The sequence below is a fragment of the Paraburkholderia sp. MM6662-R1 genome (assembly GCF_050436245.1).
GTDB lineage: Bacteria > Pseudomonadota > Gammaproteobacteria > Burkholderiales > Burkholderiaceae > Paraburkholderia > Paraburkholderia tuberum.
Window position 1 is genome coordinate 3,294,140 of sequence record NZ_JBNDLV010000001.1, and the last position, 19,626, is coordinate 3,313,765.

A 19,626-nucleotide genomic window follows, 5' to 3' on the forward strand; every position below is an offset into this window, starting at 1 on the left:
TGTTTTTATGGGGTTCCGATGCTGCCATGCTGACCATCTCTCAAGATTCGGATAACTCCGAACTTGCGTAATAGTGTTGGCTTGCTCTTTGTTCTCCGCCAGGATCCCAGGTTTGCCCGGGAAGTGCCTTACGCGCGCTAACCGCTACAGCATCGTCCGCACGTGCCACAGCTCGGGAAACAGCACCACGTCGAGCATCTTGCGCAGATACTGCGCGCCGCTCGTGCCGCCGGTGCCCTGCTTGAAGCCGATGATGCGCTCGACCGTCGTCACGTGGCGGAAGCGCCACTGGCGAAACGCATCCTCCAGATCGACGAGTTCCTCGGCCATCTCGTACAGCTCCCAATGCTCGGACGGATTGCGATACACCTCGAGCCACGCCGCTTCGACCGATGCATCATGTTCGGTCGGCCTCGTCCAGTCGCGTTCGAGCCGCGCGGGCGAAATCCTGAAGCCGCGGCGCGCGAGCAGCCTCACCACTTCGTCGTAGAACGACGGCGCTTCGAGTGATGCCTTCACTTGCGCGTACACGTCGGCGCGATGCTCGTGCGGCTTCAGCATCTGCTCGTTCTTGTTGCCGAGCAGGAATTCGATCTGCCGGTACTGATACGACTGAAAGCCCGACGAACTGCCGAGGTACGGCCGCATCGCCGTGTATTCGGACGGCGTCATCGTCGCGAGCACGCTCCACGCCTGCACCAGCTGCTCCATGATTCGCGACACGCGCGCAAGCATCTTGAACGCGGGCGGCAGGTCGTCGCGATGCACGGCCGCGAGCGCCGCGCGCAGTTCGTACAGCGCGAGCTTCATCCATAGCTCGCTCGTCTGATGCTGGATGATGAACAGCATCTCGTTGTGATCCGGCGACAACGGATGCTGCGCGTCCAGCACCGTGCCGAGCGACAGATAATCGCCGTAGCTCATCGAGTCCGAGAAGTCGAGCTGCGCGTCGTGCCAGCCGCTGTCGGCCGCGCTCGCGGACGGCGCCGACGCCGTCCGTCCGTGCCCGAACGGGCAGCCTTGTGCCGCCGGTTCTTCTGGCAAGCCCGGCGTGTGCATGTGATCGGTCATTCTGTCGTCCTCAGGTAACGGCGCCGCGCTGGGCGAATTCAGGGGCCCGCCAGGCCTCGCGGGTGAGCACGTCGCGCAAGATTTCGACGGCGTCCCATACGTCGACGAAGCGCGTGTACAGCGGCGTGAAGCCGAAGCGCAGCACGTGCGGCTCGCGATAGTCGCCGATCACGCCGTGCGAGATCAGCGCCTGCATCACCTCGTAGCCGTGCGGATGTTCGAAGCTCGCGTGCGAGCCGCGCTGCGCATGCTCACGCGGCGTCACGAGCTTCAGTGGAAATTCGCTGCAACGTGTCTCGACGAGTTCGATGAACAGATCGGTCAGCGCGAGCGACTTCTGGCGGACCGCCTGCATCGACGTTTGCAGGAACACGTCGAGCCCGCATTCGACGAGCGCCATCGACACCATCGGCTGCGTGCCGCACAGGTAGCGGCCCACGCCGTTGTCGGGCTGATACGTCGGGTTCATCTCGAACGGCGCGCGATGCCCCCACCAGCCCGACAGCGGTTGCGCAAACCCGTTCTGGTGACGCCTGGGCACCCACACGAACGCGGGCGAACCGGGACCGCCGTTCAGGTACTTGTACGTGCAGCCGACCGCGTAGTCGGCACCGACGCCGTTCAGATCGACCTGCACCGCGCCCGCCGAATGCGCGAGATCCCACAGCGCGAGCGCGCCCCTGTCGTGTATCAGCTTCGTCAGCGCGGCCATGTCGTGCATGTAGCCGGTGCGGTAGTTCACGTGCGTGATCATCGCGATCGCGGTGTCCTCGCCGATCGCGCCGGGCAGTTCGGATGGATCGTCGACGAGGCGCAGCTCGTAGCCGCGATCGAGCTGCTCGATCAGGCCCTGCGCGATATACAGATCGCTCGGGAAGTTCGAGCGCTCGGACACGATCACGCGACGCTTCGGATCGCGCGCATTGGCGAGCCGCACGGCGGCCGACAGCAGCTTGAACAGGTTGATCGAGATCGTGTCGGTAATCACGACTTCGTCTTCGGCCGCGCCGATCAGCGGCGCGAGCTTGTTGCCGAGTCGGCGCGGCAGCGCAAACCAGCCGGCATTGTTCCAGCTGCGGATCAGTCCTTCGCCCCATTCGGCGGCGATCACGGTCTGCGCGCGCTGCGCGGCGGCGGCCGGCGGCACGCCGAGCGAGTTGCCGTCGAGATAGATGGTCGTCGGCGACAGCGCGAACTGTTCGCGCAGCGCTGCGAGCGGGTCGGCGCTGTCGAGCGCCACGGCTTCATCACGATGGTTCATGGTGGTTCGATGGGTTGGGTTGTCGGGTTGATCGCTCGCCGGGGAGCGTGGCTGAGCGCGAGCCGGGCAGTGCACGCAGCACCGCGCGCACCGGGCTCGCGTCGAGCGTGGTCAGCTTCAGCGGCAGCGCGATCAGCTCGTAGTCGCCGGGTTCGACCGCGTCGAGCACGATGCCCTCGAGAATCGCCATCCGGTGCGCGCGAATGCGGTGATGCGCATCCATCGTCTTCGATTCCTGCGGATCGAGCGACGGCGTATCGATGCCGAGCAGCGTCACGCCGCGCGCGGCCAGCAGGTCGACGGTCTCGGGCGCGACCGCGCAGAACGCACTATCCCACTCGCGCGTCGGCGCTTTTCTGTAAGTGCGCAGTAAGACTCGCGGCGGCAAGTCGTCGAGCGAGCCGGCCAGATGTTGTGGCGTCACAACAGGCGACGCGCCGATACAGTCAATCACTCTGCATAAACCGAGATATGCGTCGAGCGGCACGTTGCCGATCGCGGCGCCGTCGACGTCGTAGTGCAGCGGCGCATCGGTATGCGCGCCGGTGTGCGGCGAGATCGTCAGACGCGCGACATTGACCGGCGAGCCAGCCTCCATGCGCCAGACGCGCTCGATGCCGACCGGCGTGTCGCCCGGCCAGACGGGCGTGGCGGTATCGACGGCGGGGGTGATGTCCCAGAGTGCTCGCATGGCGGTGTCGGCGGTTGGTAGCGATCTCTAAATGATAGAGGTCAAGCTGTGAAATGTGATTGCGAAAAAATCTCCTTACCAGCCGTGTCTTGGAACATAATTTGAGTCAAACAGGAAAGGGAGACCGAATATGAACGCGATCTCGCTCGACGCCACCGATTGCCGTATCTTGACGGTGCTTCAGCAGGAAGGACGGATCAGCAATCTCGACCTGGCGGAGCGCATCTCGCTCTCGCCATCGGCCTGTCTGCGACGCCTGCGTCTGCTGGAAGAGCAGGGCGTCATCGAACACTACCGAGCGTGCCTGAACCGCGAAGTTTTGGGGTTCGAGCTGGAAGCGTTCGTGCAGGTATCGATGCGCAACGATCAGCAGAACTGGCACGAGAGTTTTGCCGAAGCGCTGCGCGACTGGCCCGAAGTGGTCGGCGCTTTCGTCGTGACCGGCGAAACCCACTATCTGCTGCGCGTGCTCGCGCACAACCTCAAGCACTATTCGGACTTCGTGCTCAATCGCCTGTACAAGGCGCCGGGGGTGATGGACATCCGCTCGAACATCGTGCTCGAAACGCTGAAGGAAGATTCGGGCGTGCCGGTGTCGCTCGTGAAGAAGAACAGCGGGCACGGAGCCACGCATAGCGACCGTTCAGGATGATGAGGGCGGGGCGCGCCGTTTTCGACGCGTCCGAGCGACAGGCGCTACAGACGCCAGGGAAGCGCCGCGCCGCTCAAAGCGGCTTCAGGCCGTGGAACTGCGCGCTCTGGAACACGAGCGGCAGCATGTCCGCGGCATTTTCGTGCACACCGCAGCGCTCCACTTCGCCGACGAAAATCACGTGGTCGCCTTCCTCGTAGCGGCTGCGGTTATGGCATTCGAACCACGCGAGTGCGCCGTCGAGCACCGGCATGCCGCTGTCGCCCGCCGCGTGCGACACGCCCTCGAAGCGGTCGCCCTTCACGGTCGCGAAGCGCTTGCACAGATCGAGCTGGGTCGAGGCCAACACATTGATCACGTAGTGACTGTTGGCGCGGAACACCGGCATCGACGCGGAGCGCGTCGCCAGACTCCACAGCACGAGCGGCGGAGAAAGCGACACCGAGTTGAACGAACTGGCCGTGATGCCGATCAGTTGGCCGGACGCGGCGCGCGTCGTGATCACGGTGACGCCGGTCGCGAACTGGCTGAGCGCCTGTTTGAACGCGGACGGGTCGAAGTTGGGTGGGCTCGCGCGCTTCATCGGGGCGAGGCCCCCGTCGCGCGCCGTGTGAAAGACCGACTGCAGCGCGAATCAAGGCGCGAATTGAAGCGCGAATTGAAGCGTATACCCGCGCGGCGGGAAGCGGATGTTTCGAAAGTCATGGTGAAAATCGTTGATTTCCGCCAATTTTAACTGCAATCGCCGCGCGCGCCGCACCACGATGCGTGCGGCGCGTGGCAGCCGGGCGGTTGCAGCGACGATCGCCTCGAAAGGCTGCACCCGAAAATTTGCCGATCGTGCTGGATCGAGGCGCGGGTGCGGCGCTTGCGTGTGTGAGGCACGGTTATTCACACGTCGCGTGCCGGCGTTTCTATACTCGATATCTGCACGGCCGGATTTGCGGTCATTGCGCGACGGGTGCCTGACTCGTGCCTGACTGCGCCTTTCAGAACGCGTGTTCGGCCATATATTCGGATGCGGTGGCAGATACGGCGGCGCTACGCAGGCCGGCTGCCGATCATTGTGTGAATCTGATCCTGGGGTGAAGCTTATGAACGAGATAGCAACGCTCGGCGGTGGATGTTTCTGGTGCCTCGAAGCGGTGTATCTGGGCGTCGAGGGCGTCAATGCGGTGGAGTCGGGTTATGCGGGCGGTCACGCGCGCCATCCGAGCTACGAGCAGGTCTGCGACGGCGACACCGGTCACGCGGAAGTGGTCAAGGTCGACTTCGATCCGGCCAAGATCAGCTATCGCGAGATTCTCGACATCTTTTTCGCGATCCACGATCCGACCCAGCTGAACAGGCAGGGCAACGACGTCGGCACGCAATACCGCTCGGTGATCTTCACGCATTCCGACGCGCAGCACGAAACCGCGCTGCAGGCGATTCGCGAGATCGGCGAACAGCGCATCTACGACGGCAAGCTCGTGACCGAGGTGCTGCCGCTCGGCGACAACTACTGGCCCGCCGAGGCTTATCACCAGAACTATTTCGCGCAGCATCCGAATCAGGGTTACTGCTCGTTCGTGGTAGCGCCGAAAGTCGCGAAATTCCGCCAGAAGTTCGCGCATCGGATCAAGGGGGGGTAGCGGCGCAGCGCGGGGATTGGAGTCGGCAACGGGCGGATGCGTAAGACCGCCCGCTGCTGTTCGTCACTGCGGTTCCTGTGCTCGCGATGGCACCTCGTCGCCGTTATCGCCGCGTCCCTGCGTGACACGCACGCAGGCTTCGACGATTTCTTCGGCCAGTTTCACGCAGCTGAGCGGCGCCGATCCCTCCGCCTTGTTGTTGACCGCGATCACGACCGGCTGACCAGCGAGCGCGTAGCGCGCGGCCAGTTCGGCGAGCGACGCGCGCGTCGCCGGATCTTCGTCGACGAGCCGGTTGAACGGCTCGTACTTCGCCTTCGCCTGTTCGTACTTGAAACCGCCGTGCAGGCTCCAGCGCACGATCAGCGGACCGGCCGGCTCGCCATCGAGCAGCGCGAGCGCCGCGGCCTGGCGCAGCGGATCGGGCATCCGCGCATGAACGCCGACGCAGTAGCGCACGCGAGCCGTCTTCAGCATGCGGATGAAGCGCGGCGTGAGCAGGCTCGCGTCGCGAATCTCGACCGCGTAGCAACTGCCGTCGGGCAGCCCGGGCAGCGCGTCGAAAAACTCTCCCAGTCGTTCGATGAATACCGCCGGCTGCGCGAGCATCTGGTCCGGCAGCGGCGAGAACTGGAACACCAGCGCGCCGGCCTTTGCGCCGAGGCCTTCGAGGCAGGGCGTGACGAAATCGTCGATCGCCATCCGCGCGTTCAGGAAGCACGGGTTCAGCGACACCGGCTCGCCGCGCTCGGCGCGCACGGTGGCGTCGGTGATCGTCATCGGCGCCTTGACGATGAAGCGGAAGTGCTCGGGCACCTGCTGCGCGTAGCGCAGGTATTCGGTGACCGTCAACGCCTGGTAGAACGAGCGGTCGATGCTGACCGTCTTCAGCAGCGGATGTGCGCCGTACGCACTCAAGCCCTCGCGCGACAGTTTGCTGTTGCTGTAGTCGTCGCCGTAGACGATGCCTGTCCAACCCGGGAACGACCATGTCGACGTGCCGAGGTGGATCTGCGGCGGCAATTGCGCCGCTAGCGCGAGCAGCTCCGGCGACGGCGGTGCAGCGAGCACCTCGCGGCTGCGGCGCTTTTTCGGAGCGTCGGCGGAGGCCGGGGCGCAGTCTGGTTCAGGAGCGGGGCTGTCGGGCGGGGTGTCGTCTTCGAACAGCGACGCGGGGGTGTTGGAAATTGCGGTCTTCGGCGTGGTGCGCTTGTGCTCTGGCTGCGCGGCAGCGCTTGCGGCCGAATCGGCTTCACGTGCGGACATGGCCGGCGCTTCTGCCGCGGCCTCCACCGGCATCCCGAACAGATCGAACTGCTGCGCGGCCTGATGCGTCGCATCGTCCGCGCTGCCGTCCTTGCCGTTCAACGGCTCTTCAACGTCACTCGTCCTGCTCTGGTCCATCAATGTCCGGCCTGCTGTTCATCAGAATTGCGCCGCGGCGCGCGCTCCATGCACGCCGCCGCGGCGCGACCGGTCACAAACCGGGTCACAAACCGGGTCACAGCCGGGTCACAGCGGTTTTTCGTACATGTAGCGGCGCGACCACAGCAGGGTTTTCGCGCTGCGGCCGGCTTTGCGGCACACCACCTGGAAAATCGACACGTCGTCGTTTTCGAACGCATACGCGCAGCCGGCCAGATACACGCGCCAGATGCGGAATTTTTCGTCGTCGACGAGCTTGCGCGCCTGGTCTGCGTGGGCTTCGAAATTTTCCGCCCAGATGTCGAGCGTGTGCGCATAGTGACGGCGCAGGCTTTCGACGTCAACCGGTTCGAGCCCGCCGCGCTGCATCGATTCGAGCGCGAGGCTGATGTGAGGCAGCTCGCCGTCCGGGAACACGAAGCGGTCGATGAACTCACCGCCGCCGAGCGCGGTTTCGCCGCTATCGGCGTCGCTCGACGTGATGCCGTGGTTCATCGCGATGCCGTCGTCGGCGAGCAGGTCGTGCATCTTCTGGAAATAGCCGGGCAGGTTTTTGCGGCCGACGTGCTCGAACATGCCGACGCTCGTGATGCGGTCGAACTGCCCCTTGACGTCGCGATAGTCCTGCAGGCGGATATCGATCTGGTTTTCGAGGCCCGCCGCTTTCACGCGCGCGGTGGCGAGATCGAACTGGTTCTGCGACAGCGTGACGCCGACGCACTTCGCGCCGAACTTCTGCGCGGCGCGCAGCACGAGCGCGCCCCAGCCGCAGCCGATGTCGAGCAGACGCTGCCCGGGCTGCAGCTGGATTTTGGTGAGAATGTGATCGATTTTCTTCAGTTGCGCGGTCGCGAGGTCTTCGGTGCCGGTCTCGAAGTACGCGCACGAGTAGACCATGTTCTCGTCGAGCCACAACCTGTAGAACTCGTTCGACACGTCGTAGTGATACTGGATCGCTTTCTTATCCGACGTCTTCGAGTGATTGAAGTAGCGCCGCACGCGCGCGAGCTTGCCGGCGCTCGTCACGGTGCTGCGCGCGAGCTGATAGCCGATATTGATGATGTCCGACAGCTTGCCCTCGATGTCGATCTTGCCTTTGACATAGGCTTCGCCAAGATTGTCGAGGCTCGGTTCGAGCAGATAGGGCAGCGCGGTTGCGCTCTTCACGTGTAGCGTGACCCGGGGCGCGGCGAACTGCCCGAAGTCGTGTTGCTGACCGTCCCACAGCACGAGGCGTGCGGGCAGGTTAGCTGTGGTTTTGACATCTTCAACCCACTGCGCCAGCTTTTTCTCCCAGAACATGTGATCTCTCCGTGTTCGTTGATTTAAAGCAAAGCTATGTGGATCGCGACATGGTGCGGCGCATTCCGCGGGCCGCGCAACGCAATCCCGCCGACGCGCGCCGCTACGTTGGCGCCGCCGCCGGCCTCATTCGTCCGGTCATCGACCGGTCAGGGCGACAGGCGTGCGATCAGCCAGTTGGCGCTTTCTTCCGCGCGCGTGTAAAGCAGACGATCGTGCAGCCGAGACGGCCGCCCCTGCCAGAATTCGATCGCGTCGGGCACCAGACGGTAGCCACCCCAGTGCGGCGGACGCGGAGGATTTTCGCCGTATTGCAGGCTGATTTCGCGTTCGCGTACTTCGAGCTGCGAACGGCTTTCAATCACCTGACTCTGATTCGATGCCCATGCGCCGATCCGCGAGCCGAGCGGACGAGACGCGAAATACGCGTCACTGTCTGCCTCGCTCGTTTTGACGACGCGGCCCTCGATGCGCACCTGCCGTTCCAGTTCGATCCAGTGAAACAGCAGGCTCGCGTAGGGGTTCACGTTCAGTTCGCGGCCCTTGCGGCTTTCATAGTTGGTGAAGAATACGAAACCGCGCTCGTCGACGCCCTTGATGAGCACGATGCGTGCCGAAGGCCGGCCGCGCGCGTCGACCGTGGCCAGCGTCATTGCATTCGGCTCGGGCAGCTTGGCGTCGATGGCCTGCTGGAACCACGTGTCGAATTGACGGAACGGATCGTGGTTGACGTCGGCAACGTCCAGTGAGCCCAGCGAGTAGTTTTTTCGAAGCTCGGCGAGTGAGATCATTTTCTTATGCGAACGCTACAGTGTGGGCCAAGTATAGCTAAGGCGTCAGGTTTTTGCGCGCGAGCGGAGCAACGTATGGCGCGGCGCATGTTGCGCCGGCGCAAGCCTGCAACATTGCGTCGCTGCTCGTGGTCCTGCGCGGCTGTTTTCACGTGTTCAGGCAAAATACGGGCTGCGCGCCCAATTTGCCAAAGCAATTTGCCCAGGCGATTTCCCAAAGCGCCGCCGCCTGCTTTGTTCCGCCTGTGTTTTCGAGCCCTGCCATCATGTCCAGCACCGCCGCGCAATCCGATCTTACTACCAGCCTCGACGCGAACGAAACCGCCGACCGCGCGCGCCGTTTCGGCGGCATCGCCCGTCTGTATGGCGCGCCCGCGCTCGCCGCATTCGAGGGTGCGCACGTCGCGGTGATCGGCATCGGCGGGGTGGGGTCGTGGGTCGCGGAGGCGCTTGCGCGTAGCGCGCTCGGCACGCTGACGCTGATCGATCTCGACAACGTCGCGGAAAGCAACACGAACCGGCAGATTCACGCGCTCGACGGCAACTACGGAAAACCGAAGGTCGAAGCGATGGCCGAACGCATCGCGGCAATCAATCCGTGCTGCGAGGTGCGGCTGATCGAGGACTTCGTCGAGCCGGACAATTTCGCGGCCACGCTCGGCGGCGGCTTCGACTATGTGATCGACGCGATCGACAGCGTGCGCACGAAGACCGCGCTGATCGCATGGTGCGTCGAGCGCAAGCAGCCGCTGATCACGGTCGGCGGCGCGGGCGGTCAGCTTGACCCGACGCGGATCCGCATCGACGATCTCGCGCTGACGATCCAGGACCCGCTGCTGTCGAAGGTGCGCGGGCAGTTGCGCAAGCAGCATGGCTTTCCGCGCGGGCCGAAGGCGAAGTTCAAGGTGAACGCCGTGTATTCCGACGAGCCGCTGATCTATCCGGAAGCGGCCGTCTGCGATATCGATGAAGAAGCCGAGCACGTGAGCACGTCGCCGGGGCATACGGGGCCGGTCGGCTTGAACTGCGCGGGGTTTGGCTCCAGCGTGTGCGTGACCGCGAGCTTTGGTTTTGCGGCCGCGGCGTACGTGTTGCGGGAGTTGGCGAAGAAGGCGACGGTTTAGGTGGCAGCCCGGGCGGCGGTTTCAACCGCGCTGACCCAGGCTGCCATCGGGCAAAACATCACAATCGATCAATACAACGACGCGCTCAGCCTGCGCCGCCACTGCGACACCAGCTCCGGCTGATGCGCGGCCAGATCGAACACCGACAACATCGTCTTGCGGCCGATATCGTCGCGGAACGCGCGGTCGCGTTGCACGATCGCGAGCAGATGTTCGAGCGCCTGCGCGTATTTGCGTCGCGCGATAAACGCATTCGCGAGATCGAAGCGTGCTTCGAGATCGTCGGGGTGGCCGGCGACGCGCGCTTCGAGCGCATCGGTGGGCGGCAGGTCCGCGGCGGCGTCCACCGCGTCGAGCCGCGTCTTGATCGCGTTGAAACGCGCGTCGATGCCTTGCGTGGTTTTCGGCGACAGCAGATCGACTTCGTTGCGGGCCTCATCGATGCGGTTGTCTTCGAGCAGTAACTCGATGCGGTCCATGCGCGCGTCGTCGAAGCCCGGGTCGTAAGCGAGCGCCGCTTGCAGCAGGTCGTAGGCGTCGTCGCGGCGGCCTTCGGCGAGCGCGGTCTGCGCTTCGATGCGCGCGGCCGGCGCCCCTTGCGGCACCAGCCGGTCGAGGAACTCGCGCAGCTGTCCTTCCGTCAGCACGCCGACGAACTGATCGACGGCCTGGCCGTCGGCGAACGCGATCACGTGCGGAATGCTGCGCACCTGGAAGTGCGCGGCCAGCTCGTGGTTCTCGTCCACGTTGACCTTCACGAGCTTCCATTTGCCGGCGGCTTCGGCTTCGAGCTTTTCGAGCATCGGGCCGAGACTCTTGCAGGGGCCGCACCACGGCGCCCAGAAATCGACCAGCACGGGGGCCAGCATCGACGCCTTGATGACGTCCTGTTCGAAAGTGGCCAGAGTGGTGTCCATTGCGTCCTCGTCGATAGAAACGGTTTGTGAACAGGCGCTAGGTGGGGCCGAATCGCGCGAATTCAATGCGGTGATTCGCGCCCGGCCCAGCGCCGTCACTTGCGCTGCGGCAGCGGAATCCATTCGGTTTCGCCGGGCACGTGGCCCATTTCCTGATTGGTCCACGCGAGCTTCGCGGCTTCGATTTTCTCGCGCGAGCTCGCGACGAAATTCCATTCGATGAAGCGCTCGCCGTCGAGCTTCTCGCCGCCGAGCAGCATCGCGCGCGCGCCGTGCGTGCTCGCGAGCGTGACGGTTTCGTCGAGCGCGAGCACGGCCATCTGGCCCGCTTCGAGCGGCGCGCCGTCGATCTCCAGATCGCCCTCCACCAGATATACACCGCGCTCCTCGTGCTCCGGTTCGAGCGCGAACGCGCTGCCCGGCGTGAAGTCGGCGGCGACGTACAGCGTGCCCGAAAACGTCGCGACCGGCGACACCGCGCCGAACGCGGTGCCCGCGATCACGCGCAGCGTCACGCCGTTGCGCTCGACGACCGGCAAGGTCGCCGCCGCATGATGCGCGAACGACGGCTCGGCGTCTTCATCGGCGAGCGGCAGCGCGACCCAGGTCTGGATGCCGTGAATCGTCTGGCCACGCGCGCGGTCTTCCGGCGGCGTTCGCTCCGAATGGACGATGCCGCGCCCGGCCGTCATCCAGTTGACGTCGCCGGGGACGATCTTCTGCTCGGAGCCGAGGCTGTCGCGATGCATGATCGCGCCGTCGAACAGATAGGTGACGGTCGCGAGGCCGATATGCGGATGCGGGCGCACGTCGAGGCCGCTGCCGGGTTCGAGGGTCGCGGGGCCCATGTGGTCGAAGAAAATGAACGGGCCGACGAGGCGCGCCGCCATCGCGGGCAGGACACGCCGCACGGTCAGATTGCCGATGTCGCGTAAGTGCGGTTTGAGGACGGCTTTGATCGAGGAAGTCATGGGCAGGCTCGACGGGAAAGTGGAAGGAGAAGACTCGAATGGTCGATTCTACTGCGCGTCGCGCGCTGCCGACGGCATCGGCGCACGCTCGCCATGAGCGGGCGCACCGAAGCGAATTTGCGGCCTCCGTTACACTGCCAGATCGAACCATTTCTTTGGAGACCCGGATGTCGCCCAGGGACTTGCTGCTCGCGCTGATCGTCGTGCTCGCGTGGGGCGTCAATTTCGTCGTGATCAAGGTCGGCCTGCACGGCGTGCCGCCGATGCTGCTCGGCGCGCTGCGCTTTACGCTCGCTGCGGTGCCGGCGGTGTTTTTCGTCAAGCGGCCGCAGATGCCGTGGCGGTGGCTGTTCGCCTACGGCGCGACGATCTCGTTCGGGCAATTCGCGTTCCTGTTCTCGGCGATGTACGTCGGCATGCCGGCGGGGCTTGCATCGCTGGTGCTTCAGGCGCAGGCGTTTTTCACGCTGATCTTCGCGGCGCTGTTTCTGCACGAGCGCTTCCGTTTGCCGAACGTCGCGGGTCTGCTGGTCGCCGCGGCGGGGCTCGCGGTGATCGGCCTGCAAGGCGGCCACACGATGTCCGTCGCTGGTTTCCTGCTGACGCTGTGCGCCGCGTGCATGTGGGCACTCGGCAACATCGTTACGAAGAAGGTCGGCAAGGTCGATCTGGTCGGACTCGTCGTGTGGGGGAGCCTGATTCCGCCGCTGCCGTTTTTCGCGGCGTCGTTCGTGTTCGAAGGGCCGCGCGAGATCGCCGCCGCGCTGACCGGTATCAGCGCGCTGTCGATCTTCGCGATCGTCTATCTGGCGTTTATCGCGACGCTGCTCGGCTATGGCTTGTGGAGCCGTCTGCTGTCGCGCTATCCGGCGAGCCAGGTCGCGCCGTTCTCGCTGCTGGTGCCAATCGTCGGACTCGCGTCGGCGTCGCTGCTGCTCGGCGAGCAACTGTCTGCGATGCAGGTGGCGGGCGCGTTGCTCGTGATGGCGGGGCTCGCGGTCAACGTGTTCGGCGGCTGGGTCGTGCAGCGCTTGATACCGGCACGCTGAGCAACCGTTGCGCCACGGGTTGCGAGCGTGAATAACAAAACGGCCGGAGGGCCGTTTTGTGATTGCTTCGCGTGTGCCGACATCACGTCATGCGGCTCTTTGCGAGCGGCGGATTCGCCGCGAAATAGCGCTTGATGCCGGTCAGGATCGCGCTGGCCATCTTGTCGCGATACGCGTCGTCGTTCAGGCGGCGCTCTTCGTCCGGATTGCTGATGAACGCGGTCTCGACGAGGATCGACGGAATGTCCGGCGCCTTCAGCACCGCGAAGCCGGCCTGCTCGACCGAGCCCTTGTGCAGCTTGTTGATGTCGCCGATCTCTTTGAGCACGAAGTTGCCGTAGCGCATCGAGTCGCGAATCTGCGCGGTGGTCGACATGTCGAACAGTGCGCGGTTCACGGTGGCGTCGTCGGACTTGATGTTGATGCCGCCGATCAGATCCGACGAGTTCTCCTTGTTCGCCATCCAGCGCGCGGCCGCGCTCGACGCGCCGTGCTCCGACAGCGCGAACACCGAGGAGCCCTTCGCCTCGGGCGTCGTGAACGCGTCCGCGTGGATCGACACGAACAGGTCCGCGCCGACGCGGCGCGCTTTCTGCACGCGCACGTTCAGCGGCACGAAGAAGTCGGCGTCGCGCGTCATCATCGCGCGCATGTTCGGCTGCGCGTCGATCTTCGCGCGCAGCTTCTTCGCGATGTCGAGCGCGACGTGCTTCTCGTAGGTGCCTGCGCCGCCGATCGCGCCCGGGTCCTCGCCGCCATGACCCGGATCGATTGCGACGGTGAGCAGTCGCACGGTGTTGCTGCGGCTCGACTTCGGAGTGGTAAATGCGTAGGTGTCGCCGCTGTCGCCGAGGTTGTCGTCGTTGCTGTCGAGACCGCGTGCGGTGCTGTTGCTGTTGGCGTTGCCACCCTTGTTGCGCGCCAGTGCGGCAGGCGGCGCGGAGGGCGCGGACGGCGCCGCCTGCCTGCCGGCAATGACCGGCGCGGACGGCGCCGTCGTGCCATGCGTGGGCGGATGCGGTACGCCCGCGGCGCCATTGCCGGCGCCACCATTCTGCGCGTAGTGCTCGAAGAACGCTTCGCTGTTGTCGACCGGCGGCGCCGTGCCGGGCCCGGCAAGCGTCGCGGGCGGCGCGCTGTTTTCTTCGTTGAGCGCCTGCTGCTTGCGCTCGGTCTGCGCGAGCAGGTCCATCAACGGATCGGGCGCGACAGCCGGATACAGGTCGAACACGAGCCGGTACTTGTACGCGCCGACCGGCGGCAGCGCGAACACCTGCGGCTTCACCGAGCCCTTCAGGTCGAACACCATGCGCACCACGTGCGGCTGATACTGCCCGACCCGCACCGACGAAATCTGCGGATCGTTCGGCGTGATCTTCGAGACCAGCTCCTTCAGCGCCTGATCGAGGTCGAGGCCGTTCAGATCGACGACGAGCCGGTCCGGTCCCTGCAGCAGTTGCTGCGTGTTCTGCAGCGGCTGATCGGATTCGATCGTCACGCGCGTGTAGTCGCGCGCGGGCCACACGCGCACGCCGAGCACCGAGCTCGCAAACGCGAGACGCGGAGCGACGAGGCCGAGCACCAGCGTCGACGCACCGGCGCGCAGGATCTGCCGGCGCCGCCAGTTATGCGTTGCGCCCGCCGCCGATTCGATCGAATGGAATGGTTTGATTAACATCTTTCGAGACATGCCTTTCCTGATTCGCTATAAGCGCGTGCGACTAGTACGCGTGCGTCCGCGTTTGCGTCTGTGTTGCCGACGAGCCCGAGCGAGAAGACGAGATCCGGCACGCCGAGCAGCGCTCCCGCGCGTTGCGGCCATTCGACGAGGCAGACCGCGCCGCTGTCGAAATATTCGCGAAAGCCCGCGTCGGCCCATTCGGCCGGATCGGTGAATCTGTACAGATCGAAGTGATAGAGCGCGAGTTCCCCGGCGGGCCGCTCGAGCACATACGGTTCGACGAGCGTGTAGGTCGGACTGCGCACGCGGCCGGTGTGGCCGAGGCCGCGCAAGGTCGCGCGCACGAGCGTGGTTTTGCCGGCGCCGAGGTCGCCGACCAGTTGGACTTGCAGGCCGTGGAACGCGGGGCCGCTTGCGGTGCCAGGCTGGGCTGGCTGTGCCTGATGCGAGGCCGCGCGCACGCTTTCGATCGCCTGTGCGAAGCGCGCGCCGAACGCCTGCGTGGCGGCTTCGTCCGCGAGCGCGACAGAGCGTTCGAGCAGCACGGGAGCGGACGGTAGGGGCGCGTGATCGGGATTGACAGGCATTCTCGTAAAATGGCGTGATGAACCGAAGTCCGAAGTCCCCTGTTTTCTGCACGCCCGCATCGGCCGATGATGCCGCGCGAGCTTCTGGCGCAACGTCCCGTTTCGACGAGGCGGCGCTTCGTGCGCTCGCGCTCGACGTCAAGACGTGGGGCCGTGAACTCGGTTTCGGGGCGATCGGCATTAGCGATACCGATCTGTCGGCCGCCGAAGCGCCGCTTGCAGCGTGGCTCGAAGCGGGTTGCCACGGCGAGATGGATTATATGGCCAAACACGGCATGAAACGCGCGCGGCCGGCCGAGCTTGTGGCTGGCACGCGACGTGTGATCACCGCGCGCATCGCCTATTTGCCTGCGCAGACGCTGGAAGCAGAGGCGGCTGAAGGGGCGCATGAAGAGGGACATGAAAGCGCGCCTGAAAGCATGCCGCAAGACGTAACGCAACCCGCCTCACGCGCGACACCCCGCGCGCGCGACTGGCGCGCGGCCGAGCACGCGCGGCTCGCGGACCCGTCGACGGCGGTCGTGTCGATCTATGCGCGCGGCCGCGACTATCACAAGGTGATGCGTCAGCGCCTGCAACAACTGGCCGACCGGATCGAAGCGGCGATCGGGCCGTTCGGCTATCGCGTGTTCACCGATTCGGCGCCGGTGCTCGAAGTCGAGCTTGCGCAGAAGGCCGGCATCGGCTGGCGCGGCAAGCACACATTGCTGCTGCAGCGCGACGCCGGCTCGCTGTTTTTCCTCGGCGAGATCTATGTCGACGTGCCGCTGCCGACCGACGCCGAAACCTCACCCGAGGCCGCGCCCGAAACGCCGGGCTCGCATTGCGGCAGCTGCGCGCGCTGCATCGGCGCCTGTCCGACCGGCGCGATCGTCGCGCCGTACAAGGTCGACGCGCGGCGTTGCATCTCGTATCTGACGATCGAGCTGAAGGGCAGTATTCCGCTCGACCTGCGGCCGCTGATCGGCAATCGGGTGTACGGCTGTGACGATTGCCAGCTCGTGTGTCCCTGGAACAAATTCGCGCAGGCCGCACCGGTCGCCGATTTCGACGTGCGGCACGGGCTCGATCGCGCGTCGCTGGTCGAACTGTTCGCGTGGAGCGCCGAGGAGTTCGATACGCGCATGCAGGGCAGCGCGATTCGCCGCATCGGCTACGAGAGCTGGCTGCGCAATCTCGCGGTCGGCATGGGTAACGCGTTGCGCGCCGCGCCCGGAAGTCTGGACCTCGATGCCCGTGGCGCGATCGTGCTGGCTTTGAGGCAGCGAGCCGACGATCCGTCGGCGGTCGTGCGCGAGCATGTGGAGTGGGCGCTCGAAGCGGCGTAAAGTCGTGGCAATTCGGTGCCGGCGATCTGGCACGCTAGAGGAGCAGGCAATCATGTTCAACGCAGTGATCGATGCGCCGTTCGGCAAGATCGGCATCCGGCTCGAAGGCGAAGCCGTGCGCGAGATCGTCTATCTGCCCGACTCGACGCCCAACGTTGCGCCCGACACGCCGCTCGCACGCGAGGTGGCCGAACAGATCGAGCGTTATTTCGAGCACGCGTCAGCGAAATTCGAGCTGCCGCTCGCCGAGTGCGGCACCGCGTTCCAGCGGCGCGTGTGGCAGGCGATCAGCGACATCCCGCCCGGCGTCGTGCTGACTTACGGACAACTCGCCAAGCAGCTCGGCAGCGTGCCGCGCGCGGTCGGCCAGGCGTGCGGCGCCAATTTCTTTCCGATCGTGATTCCGTGCCACCGCGTGGTGAGTTCGAGCGGCATCGGCGGCTTCGCGCATGATGGCGGCGACGGCTTCTTCCGCAACGTGAAGCGCTGGTTGCTCGCGCATGAAGGTGTGCCGTACGTATGAGCACCAGCACCACCACCAATACCGCTGTACACGTCGAAGACACGGCCGCCGCATCACCGCTGCTGCTGACCAGCTCCGCATCGATCGACGCCTTCTGCGACGCGCTGTGGCTCGAGCATGGCCTGTCGCGCAACACGCTCGACGCGTATGGCCGCGACTTGCGGCTCTTCTGCGAATGGCTCGCGCACGCGCGCAATGCTTCCCTCGACACCGCGAGCGAAGCCGACCTGAGCGCCTACAGCGCGGCGCGGCAAAAGGACAAGGCGACCTCGGCGAACCGCCGGCTGTCGGTGTTTCGCCGCTATTACGCATGGGCGGTGCGCGAGCATCGCGCGGCCGCCGATCCGACCTTGCGCATCCGCTCGGCGAAGCAGCCCCCGCGATTTCCTTCGACGTTGAGCGAGGTCCAGGTCGAAGCGTTGCTCGGCGCACCCGACATCGACACGCCGCTCGGCTTGCGCGATCGCACGATGCTCGAGTTGATGTACGCGAGCGGCTTGCGCGTGACCGAACTGGTCACACTGAAAACCGTCGAGGTGGGACTCAACGAAGGCGTCGTGCGCGTCACTGGCAAGGGCTCGAAGGAGCGGCTGGTTCCGTTCGGCGAAGAGGCGCACGCGTGGATCGAGCGCTATCTGCGCGAGGCGCGCCCGGCGCTCCTCGGCCCGCGCGCGGCCGATGCGCTATTCGTGACGACACGCGCGGAAGGCATGACGCGCCAGCAGTTCTGGAACATCATCAAGCGACACGCGCAGGCCGCGGGCGTCCATGCGCCGTTGTCGCCGCACACGCTGCGGCACGCGTTCGCGACCCATCTGCTCAATCACGGCGCGGATCTGCGCGTCGTGCAATTGCTGCTCGGTCACACCGATATTTCGACGACGCAGATCTACACGCACGTCGCGCGAGAGCGGCTGAAATCGCTGCATGCGCAGCATCATCCGCGCGGGTGAGCACGACGTGAAGCGCGCGGGTGCCCGCGCGCTTCACACGAACTCGCGTAACCGGTGCTTGAGAATCTTGCCGGTCGATGCGGCCGGCAGCGTCGCGAGCACCTTCAGCTCGGCTGGCCGCTTATACGGCGCGAGCCGCTCGCCGCACCACGCGATCAACGCCGCGGGCGTGACCGTCGCGCCGGAAACCAGTTCGACGAACGCGATCACCTCCTCGTTGCCCTCGACCGCGCGTCCGATCACCGCCGACTGCACGACCTGCGGATGCGCGTTCAGCACGTGCTCGACCTCGGCCGGATACACGTTGAAGCCCGAGCGGATGATCAGTTCCTTGCTGCGCCCGACGATATGCAACGCGCCGTCCGCGGCCTGCCGCGCGAGGTCGCCGGTCTTCAGCCAACCATCCTCGGTGACGCTCGCGCGGGTCTGCTCGGGGTTGCGGTAATAGCCGAGCATCACGTTCGGCCCGCGCACCCATAGCTCGCCGATCTCGCCCGGCGCGGCTTCGGCGCCGTCGAGCCCGACGAACTTCACTTCGACGCCTGGAATGACTTCGCCGACCGAGCAATCGGCGCGCGGTGCGTCGACCATCGTCTGCGACACGGTCGGGCTGCTTTCGGTCATGCCGTAGCCGTTGTGCAGCGGCAGACCGTACACGGCTTCGACCTGCGCCTTCAGCGCGGCGTCGAGCGGCGAGCCGCCCGAGTACGCGAAGCGCAGTCGCGGCGCGGACCATGCGTGGCCGTGCGTGTGCAGATGTTCGAGCAGCTTCGCGTGCATCGCCGGCACGCCCTGGAAGATCGAGACGTGCTCGGTGGCGAGGGCGAGGCGCACCGCTTCCGGCACGAAGCGCGGCGCGAGCCGCAACGTCGCGCCCGCATGCAGGCTGCCGAGACACACCGACGCGAAGCCGTACACATGCGAGATCGGCAGCACCGCATAGACGACGTCGTCGGGCCCGACCTGGCGCAGCCGGCTCGACACGGCCGCGATGTACAGCAAATTGCGATGCGACAGCATCACGCCTTTCGGCGTGCCGGTGGTGCCGGTCGTGTAGATCAGCGCCGCGCATTGGCGGTCGCTGGCGGCTTCGACGGCTTCGGCTTGCACGCTGCTGTCCACCGCATACGACCATGCGCCGATGTCCGGCGACAGCGTGGGTGCGTGCGTCGCTCGATGCCGCTCAGCATGCTGGCGTGCGTCGGGCGAGCTTTCGAGCGCATACGCGACGACGCGCGGTTGCGCATGCGCGCGGATCGAATCGAGTTCGGCGGCCGACAGTCGGGCGTTCGACACGAGCGCCCACGCATCGAGCTTCGCGGTCGCGAACAGCAGCACGATTTGCGCGATGCTGTTCTCCGCGACGATCATCACGCGATCGCCGCCGCGCACGCCCCAGTCGCGCAGCAGCGCGGCGGCCGCATCGACGGCCTCGCGCAGTTGCGCGTTGGTCAGGCGGCGCGCATCTTCGATCAGCGCGACATGCCGCGGATCGCGTGCGGCGGCGAGCGCCGGAATGTCGCCGATGCGCGCGGGCAGGGCGGCGAGCAGCGCGGGGATATCGATCGTGGAACGGATGGATGAAGCCTGCTTCAACACTGTCTCCTCTTTACCAATTCGTGGCCCTGCGCGCAGTATCTCGCACCGCGCCGGCATATTTTCGAAC

At 65.6% G+C, this 19,626-nt stretch carries 20 protein-coding genes; 7 read left to right on the plus strand and 13 right to left on the minus strand.

All coding sequences use genetic code 11. The annotated features are described in order from the left end of the window. Positions 1-144: 144 nt before the first annotated feature. The 3 genes from kynA to kynB are packed head-to-tail and all read right to left on the minus strand — an operon-like array spanning position 145 to position 3,023. Positions 145-1,071, minus strand: coding sequence for a tryptophan 2,3-dioxygenase (gene kynA / locus OKW39_RS15575; protein ID WP_429562977.1), 927 nt, complete (start codon positions 1,069-1,071; stop codon positions 145-147). A gap of 10 nt (positions 1,072-1,081) precedes the next feature. Further along, positions 1,082-2,332 carry a kynureninase gene (gene kynU / locus OKW39_RS15580; protein ID WP_429335247.1) on the minus strand — a complete coding sequence of 417 codons (1,251 nt, stop codon included), beginning with the start codon at positions 2,330-2,332 and terminating at the stop codon, positions 1,082-1,084. After that, complete coding sequence (kynB, locus tag OKW39_RS15585) at positions 2,319-3,023, minus strand: arylformamidase (protein WP_090801656.1); 705 nt, start codon at positions 3,021-3,023, stop codon at positions 2,319-2,321. Before kynB ends, kynU begins: the two co-directional genes overlap by 14 nt. 130 nt (positions 3,024-3,153) lie before the next feature. Here kynB and OKW39_RS15590 point away from each other — a divergent pair, with 130 nt between their 5' ends. Beyond that, positions 3,154-3,675, plus strand: coding sequence for an Lrp/AsnC family transcriptional regulator (locus OKW39_RS15590; RefSeq protein ID WP_090801655.1), 522 nt, complete (start codon positions 3,154-3,156; stop codon positions 3,673-3,675). Between the two features lie 73 nt (positions 3,676-3,748). Here OKW39_RS15590 and OKW39_RS15595 read toward each other — a convergent pair whose 3' ends face one another. After that, the gene (locus OKW39_RS15595) at positions 3,749-4,258 is read right to left on the minus strand and encodes a flavin reductase family protein (RefSeq protein ID WP_090801653.1); all 510 of its coding nucleotides are present in this window, start codon (positions 4,256-4,258) and stop codon (positions 3,749-3,751) included. Between the two features lie 51 nt (positions 4,259-4,309). Further along, positions 4,310-4,570 (minus strand): hypothetical protein, encoded by a 261-nt coding sequence (locus OKW39_RS15600; RefSeq protein WP_429335246.1) that lies wholly within the window; start codon positions 4,568-4,570, stop codon positions 4,310-4,312. A 199-nt stretch (positions 4,571-4,769) separates the two neighbouring features. Between OKW39_RS15600 and msrA the strand changes: the two genes are divergently transcribed. Further along, the gene (msrA, locus tag OKW39_RS15605; protein WP_429335245.1) at positions 4,770-5,309 is read left to right on the plus strand and encodes a peptide-methionine (S)-S-oxide reductase MsrA; all 540 of its coding nucleotides are present in this window, start codon (positions 4,770-4,772) and stop codon (positions 5,307-5,309) included. Positions 5,310-5,372: 63 nt separating this feature from the next. Here msrA and OKW39_RS15610 read toward each other — a convergent pair whose 3' ends face one another. The 3 genes from OKW39_RS15610 to pdxH form a co-directional block, all read right to left on the minus strand. Continuing rightward, a complete protein-coding gene (locus tag OKW39_RS15610; RefSeq protein WP_429562978.1) occupies positions 5,373-6,713 on the minus strand; it encodes a DUF72 domain-containing protein in 1,341 nt (446 codons plus the stop codon). A 108-nt stretch (positions 6,714-6,821) separates the two neighbouring features. Then, positions 6,822-8,036, minus strand: a complete 1,215-nt coding sequence (locus OKW39_RS15615; RefSeq protein WP_429562979.1) for a class I SAM-dependent methyltransferase — start codon at positions 8,034-8,036, stop codon at positions 6,822-6,824. A gap of 149 nt (positions 8,037-8,185) precedes the next feature. Then, positions 8,186-8,827, minus strand: a complete 642-nt coding sequence (gene pdxH, locus OKW39_RS15620; protein WP_090801646.1) for a pyridoxamine 5'-phosphate oxidase — start codon at positions 8,825-8,827, stop codon at positions 8,186-8,188. A gap of 266 nt (positions 8,828-9,093) precedes the next feature. Here pdxH and tcdA point away from each other — a divergent pair, with 266 nt between their 5' ends. Next, the gene (tcdA, locus tag OKW39_RS15625) at positions 9,094-9,951 is read left to right on the plus strand and encodes a tRNA cyclic N6-threonylcarbamoyladenosine(37) synthase TcdA (protein ID WP_429335243.1); all 858 of its coding nucleotides are present in this window, start codon (positions 9,094-9,096) and stop codon (positions 9,949-9,951) included. A gap of 68 nt (positions 9,952-10,019) precedes the next feature. Here tcdA and trxA read toward each other — a convergent pair whose 3' ends face one another. Together trxA and OKW39_RS15635 are read right to left on the minus strand one after the other, a co-directional pair. Continuing rightward, positions 10,020-10,868, minus strand: coding sequence for a thioredoxin (gene trxA / locus OKW39_RS15630; protein WP_090801643.1), 849 nt, complete (start codon positions 10,866-10,868; stop codon positions 10,020-10,022). Between the two features lie 95 nt (positions 10,869-10,963). Continuing rightward, positions 10,964-11,839, minus strand: coding sequence for a pirin family protein (locus OKW39_RS15635; protein ID WP_429562980.1), 876 nt, complete (start codon positions 11,837-11,839; stop codon positions 10,964-10,966). A 167-nt stretch (positions 11,840-12,006) separates the two neighbouring features. Between OKW39_RS15635 and OKW39_RS15640 the strand changes: the two genes are divergently transcribed. Beyond that, on the plus strand, positions 12,007-12,888 hold the full coding sequence (locus tag OKW39_RS15640) for an EamA family transporter (protein ID WP_090801640.1): 882 nt from the start codon (positions 12,007-12,009) through the stop codon (positions 12,886-12,888). Positions 12,889-12,970: 82 nt separating this feature from the next. Here the strand turns inward: OKW39_RS15640 and OKW39_RS15645 are convergent, their stop codons facing one another. Both OKW39_RS15645 and tsaE read right to left on the minus strand, forming a co-directional pair. Then, a complete protein-coding gene (locus OKW39_RS15645; RefSeq protein ID WP_429335241.1) occupies positions 12,971-14,578 on the minus strand; it encodes an N-acetylmuramoyl-L-alanine amidase in 1,608 nt (535 codons plus the stop codon). After that, on the minus strand, positions 14,560-15,156 hold the full coding sequence (tsaE, locus tag OKW39_RS15650) for a tRNA (adenosine(37)-N6)-threonylcarbamoyltransferase complex ATPase subunit type 1 TsaE (protein ID WP_090801637.1): 597 nt from the start codon (positions 15,154-15,156) through the stop codon (positions 14,560-14,562). The genes OKW39_RS15645 and tsaE overlap by 19 nt, the downstream gene beginning before the upstream one ends. A gap of 17 nt (positions 15,157-15,173) precedes the next feature. Between tsaE and queG the strand changes: the two genes are divergently transcribed. The 3 genes from queG to xerD are packed head-to-tail and all read left to right on the plus strand — an operon-like array spanning position 15,174 to position 17,960. Next, a complete protein-coding gene (gene queG / locus OKW39_RS15655) occupies positions 15,174-16,484 on the plus strand; it encodes a tRNA epoxyqueuosine(34) reductase QueG (RefSeq protein WP_429363091.1) in 1,311 nt (436 codons plus the stop codon). A gap of 52 nt (positions 16,485-16,536) precedes the next feature. After that, complete coding sequence (locus OKW39_RS15660) at positions 16,537-17,007, plus strand: methylated-DNA--[protein]-cysteine S-methyltransferase (protein WP_090801634.1); 471 nt, start codon at positions 16,537-16,539, stop codon at positions 17,005-17,007. Next, positions 17,004-17,960, plus strand: coding sequence for a site-specific tyrosine recombinase XerD (xerD, locus tag OKW39_RS15665; protein ID WP_429335238.1), 957 nt, complete (start codon positions 17,004-17,006; stop codon positions 17,958-17,960). Before OKW39_RS15660 ends, xerD begins: the two co-directional genes overlap by 4 nt. A gap of 33 nt (positions 17,961-17,993) precedes the next feature. On the opposite strand, the gene OKW39_RS15670 is transcribed toward xerD, so the two are convergent. Beyond that, on the minus strand, positions 17,994-19,556 hold the full coding sequence (locus tag OKW39_RS15670; protein WP_429562981.1) for a class I adenylate-forming enzyme family protein: 1,563 nt from the start codon (positions 19,554-19,556) through the stop codon (positions 17,994-17,996). Positions 19,557-19,626 lie beyond the last annotated feature (70 nt).